The 4,594-nt window shown below is 66.0% G+C and carries 2 protein-coding genes and 1 rRNA gene; all 3 read right to left on the bottom strand.

Annotated elements, in window-relative coordinates; genetic code table 11:
- Positions 1–251 precede the first annotated feature (251 nt).
- Positions 252–3,281 (bottom strand): glycoside hydrolase family 2 TIM barrel-domain containing protein, encoded by a 3,030-nt coding sequence (locus ACFO0G_RS19845; protein WP_376979798.1) that lies wholly within the window; start codon positions 3,279–3,281, stop codon positions 252–254.
- 95 nt (positions 3,282–3,376) lie between these two features.
- A complete protein-coding gene (locus tag ACFO0G_RS19850) occupies positions 3,377–4,387 on the bottom strand; it encodes a LacI family DNA-binding transcriptional regulator (protein WP_376979799.1) in 1,011 nt (336 codons plus the stop codon).
- Positions 4,388–4,479: 92 nt separating this feature from the next.
- Positions 4,480–4,594: ribosomal RNA gene (gene rrf, locus ACFO0G_RS19855) — 5S ribosomal RNA — on the bottom strand; the annotation flags it as partial.

The raw sequence follows: 4,594 nt of genomic DNA on the forward strand, positions 1-4,594 counted from the left end.
CCGGCACGCCACAAAAGCGAACCATTTTCCAGGCTGTCATCAAAGGGGGTTGGCCGCTATTTTTCCGCTTCAGCGGCGGCGACTCAGAAAACAATACCCGCACACAACCCCCACCGCAAATCGGGCAGAAAGCGCCCAAGGTGCCGCCGAAAACCCCGGAATCACGGGCTTTCCGGCGGCAAACACTAAGCCTGGCACCCCAGTTGAAGTGGATTATTACTTCTATGGAGTGGCTCACATCCGGACGGTCCCTACTCCACGCGCAGGACCACTTCGAAGTCAGCCTCCCTGGGCTTCAGTCGGTAGGGCTCCAGCACCCCCGGCCCGCAGGCTGCGGTCCCCACGCCCCTACGGGCATGATCCAGGTAAACGTAAGTGCGGCCGTCCGGCGCAAGGTCCGGCCTGTGGTTCGCAGCAGCAAGGACGTCCAAGCCATAGGGCCGAACGGTCAGCGCAAATGGCTCGCCGGAGATATGCAGTTGCCTTCCCCCGGTTTCCAGGACGGCGGATCGCACACCTGATCGTGCGCCGGACTCCTGGGGACGGACATACTCAACATCCAGGCCCGCGGGGGTCGATTCGAACCATCCAGTGCGTGCGCCCTGGCCGGTGTCCGGGTAGCTCTGGTGGGGACCTTGGCCGAACCATCCCACAGAGCCGGTCTCCGTCCCCAGGACGAACTCCAGGCCGATGCGGGCCCACTCCACGTCGAAGCCCGCGTTGACCCAGTCCCCTACAGGTTTGACCTGTGTCCGAAGCGCCAGCGATCCGGCACTGCTGGTCCACAGGTAGTCCACCAGTACCCCGAACTGCTTGTCCGCCGCAGCGACCCGCGTGCTCACGCGAAGGCGCTCACCGCCGTCCTCCGTTGACTCCGCGGTGATCCCCAGCAGGCGGGCGTGCATTCGGTCAAGTCCCGCGTCCTTCCACTGGGTGGCAAGTGGGCGCGGGTCCGCGCCGCCCCATTCCCGCCCAAGGTCGTTGTCGGTCGGCGGCCACCACAGGACCAGGGCAAGTTTCTCAACCGGCAGTCCGCCGATCGAGGTAGGCATGCCCGTGGCCCGGTCGAATACAGCAGCACCGAGCCGCAGTTCCCCGTCTCCCACCTCCACCGAGTCGCTCGCCGGCACTCCCTTGCCCAGAGGAGCGAAGCGGGGCGCCTGCCCCCAGGCGATCTCGTGGCCTTCACCGGCCCAGGCGGTCTCTGCGGCCAGCACGGCACTGACGGTAAGTACTGCGTTCGCATCCTCCGACAGCCCCGCCGCAAACTCTCCAACCTCGGCTGGCAACTCCACAGCCGCCTGAGACTGAAGCGTCAGCGGCGTAACGGGCAACGTTCCCTCACGCTGTGTCACGCCGTCGGCCTCCACCCTGTACTGGAAGCGGAAAGCTGAGGTGTCCGCGAAGTCCTGCCCGTTCCGGACAGTGAAGCCGGCCCAGGACGGCGGGACGTCGATGTGCAGCGGTTCAATCACCTTCTTGAAGTCCAAAAGCCCGGGCCGGGGATTGCGGTTGGCGTCCACCAACCCGTCCGTGACGAAGTTTCCGTCGTGGACCTCCTCGCCGAAGTCCCCGCCATATGCGAAATGTTCGCCGCCGCCCGGGGTGGGAACCGTGATTCCGTGCTCCAGCCACTCCCAAACGAAACCGCCCATCAGCCGGGGGTACTTTTCGAACAGCTCCTGGTACTCACTCATGCCGCCCGGCCCGTTGCCCATGGCGTGCACGTATTCGCACAGCACGAACGGCATGGCGCGGCGGCGGGCGTCGAGTCCGGCGTCCTCGAGGGCGGGCTCGATGCCCTTCCCTATGAGTGCCGTCTCGGCCTGGCTCGCATACATCCGGGAGTAGACATCCACGTCAGGCGAGGACCAGTCGCCTTCGTAGTGGATGGGCCGCGATGGGTCCCGGTCCTTGGCCCAGCGTGACATCGCCGCAAGGTTCCGTCCTGTGCCCGCTTCGTTGCCCAGCGACCACATGATCACCGAAGCGTGGTTCTTGTCGCGCTCGACCGTCCGCTGCATCCGGTCCAGCAGCGCACCCTCCCACTGCGGGTCATCGCTGGGGTTTTGCGCCCAGCCGGCACTGTGGAAGCCGTGGGTTTCGAGGTCGCATTCAAGGACCACGTAGAAACCCAACTGGTCCGCCAGCGCCAGGAATTCGGGGTGCGGCGGGTAGTGCGAGGTCCGAATGGCATTGATGTTGTGCTGCTTCATCAGCCGCAGTTCCGCTTCCATCACCTCCCTTGGCACCGCGCGGCCAAGCCGGGGATGGTGCTCATGGCGGTTCACGCCACGCAGCAGGATGCGGCGTCCGTTCACCTTGAACTGGGCGTCTTCGATGGTGATGCTCCGGAAGCCCAGCTGGAGCGAGACCGTCTCGCCGGGCGTGCTGACCGTTGCATCGTAAAGGCGGGGGATTTCCGCGGACCAGGGCTCCACGCCGGGAACACGCTGCTCCGTGCCCGCGAGCAGTTCAAGGCCAAGTCCAGGAACACGTACGACGGCGTCAACCGGCTGTCCGGCGCGGGTCACCTCAATGCGGAGGGTTCCTTCGCCCGTGCCCGGGTCATAGTCGGCGTGGACAAACACATCATCGATGCCGTCCGCCGGCCGGGCTTGAAGTGTCACGTCCCGGAAGATCCCCGGGAGCCACCACATGTCCTGATCCTCCACATAACTTGCGGCGGAGAACTGCGCCACACGGACCGCCAATGTGTTGGTGCCTTCGACAAGGACCCCCGAGACGTCGAACTCGTGGGCCAGCCGGCTCCCCCGGGTGGTGCCCAGCTCCACGCCGTTCAGCCATACGGTTCCGGCGTTATCGATGCCGTCAAAACGCAGCAGCGCCTGCGGGAAGAACTCAGGGCCGGCGTCAAAGGTCACCACGTGATCGCCGATCGGGTTGGCGTCCGGCACGTGGGGCGGTTCCACCGGGAACGGGAACTGGACGTTGGTGTAGGCCGGCGATCCGTGGCCGTGCATGTTCCAGCTGGACGGCACGGGAAGGGTGGTGAAGCCGGCCAGGTCCCCGCCCTGCTGCCACCCGTCCTGGGGGGCTGTCCGGATTCCCGGGCTCAGGCGGAACAGCCAGTCACCGTTCAGGGAGAACCGCGCTGCGTCCGACAACAGATAGGCACGCCCAGGAAGGCTGCCCCGGCCCGGTTCGAGTGAGGCGAGTTCGGCGACGTCCACGCCACCTAGTTCGAGGCTGCGGGAAGCATTTGCTGCCGCCCGACCGGAGTGGGCGCCGGCTGTTGCGGCAGGGGTGTGCACAGACATCAGGTTTCCTTGCTGGGACGGTGATTTAGGCACTGCGTGAACGTTCACGAGTAGGCAATAAGAGCTTATCGTTTTGAGCGTCGTTTGAGTAGGGGTCAGGCCGATTGACGGAGGACCAGCTGGTGCTGAAGGGTCAGGTAGGCCTCAGGGCTGCGCTCCGGGATTGAGCCGGACAGCAGCCCATCCAGGAGTCCGACGGCGGCCCTCCCCACCGCGCGCAGGTCCAGCGACAGGGTGGTCAGCTCGGGCGTTATGAGTTCCCCCAGCGGTATTCCATCCATGCCCATGACCGCACAGTCGCCGGGAACAGCTACGCCTGCTTCCTGCAGGGCCTTCAGCACTCCGGCGGCCATGAGGTCATTGAAGGCGAGGATACCATCCGGCCGGTCGCCGGCGGCCAGCGCCAGACCGGCAGCGGCCACCCTGGCCGCATCCGCCGAGGGCTGGGCTTGCAGGCGGGTGAGCCGAATGCCGGCCTCAGCCGCCACAGCTGCTGCAGCCGCACTGCGGCCGCTGGGAGGGCCGCCCTGGTCCGAGTCCAGGAAGGCGATGTTCCGGCACCCCCGGGACGCCAGGTGCGTGAGGGCGAGCCGGGCTGCGTGGTGGAAATCAAAAGCAATGCCGCCAGCGGTACCCGCGCCCGGCGAATCAAGGGCGACGACGGGACGGCGGCCCATGATGTCCTGGGCCTCATCGGAATGGGGCGCAAGATATCCAATCAGCGCGTCCACTTGGGGTGCCAGCCGCGCTGCAGCGTCCACGGCACTTCCGCTGCCGTGGCCGTAGTCGTCAACCACCACATTCCAGCCGCGGGAGGTGGCCGCCTCGACCACGCTGGAGGCAAAGGCAGGGAAATAGGGGTTGGTCAGATCGGGGATCGCGAGGCCGACGGAGATCCGGGCGCCCTGCACCAGTCCCTTTGCAAAGCGGCTGGGGGTGTAGCCGAGCTCTGCGGCGAGCTTCTGGACCCGTTCCCTGGTCTCCTGGCTGATGCCTGTCATGCCGTTCATGGCACGGGTCACGGTCTGGCGGGATACGCCGGCTGCAGCCGCGACGTCCAGGATGGTGGCGCGCCTGCCCGCGGGGCCGGAGGTTCGGGGGGTCATAAACCGTAAGTCTAGGCGTCTCCGGTTTCCGTTTTGGTGGTTAAATCAGTAGGGCCCTGACGTTCGTCGTCAGGGCCCTACTGTAATAGTTGTTCCGGCGGTGACCTACTCTCCCACACCCTCCCGGGTGCAGTACCATCGGCGCTGTGGGTCTTAGCTTCCGGGTTCGGAATGGGACCGGGCGTTTCCCCCACGCTATGACCGCCG

This window comes from Arthrobacter sedimenti (assembly GCF_042652025.1).
In the GTDB taxonomy this organism is placed as follows: domain Bacteria; phylum Actinomycetota; class Actinomycetes; order Actinomycetales; family Micrococcaceae; genus Arthrobacter; species Arthrobacter sedimenti.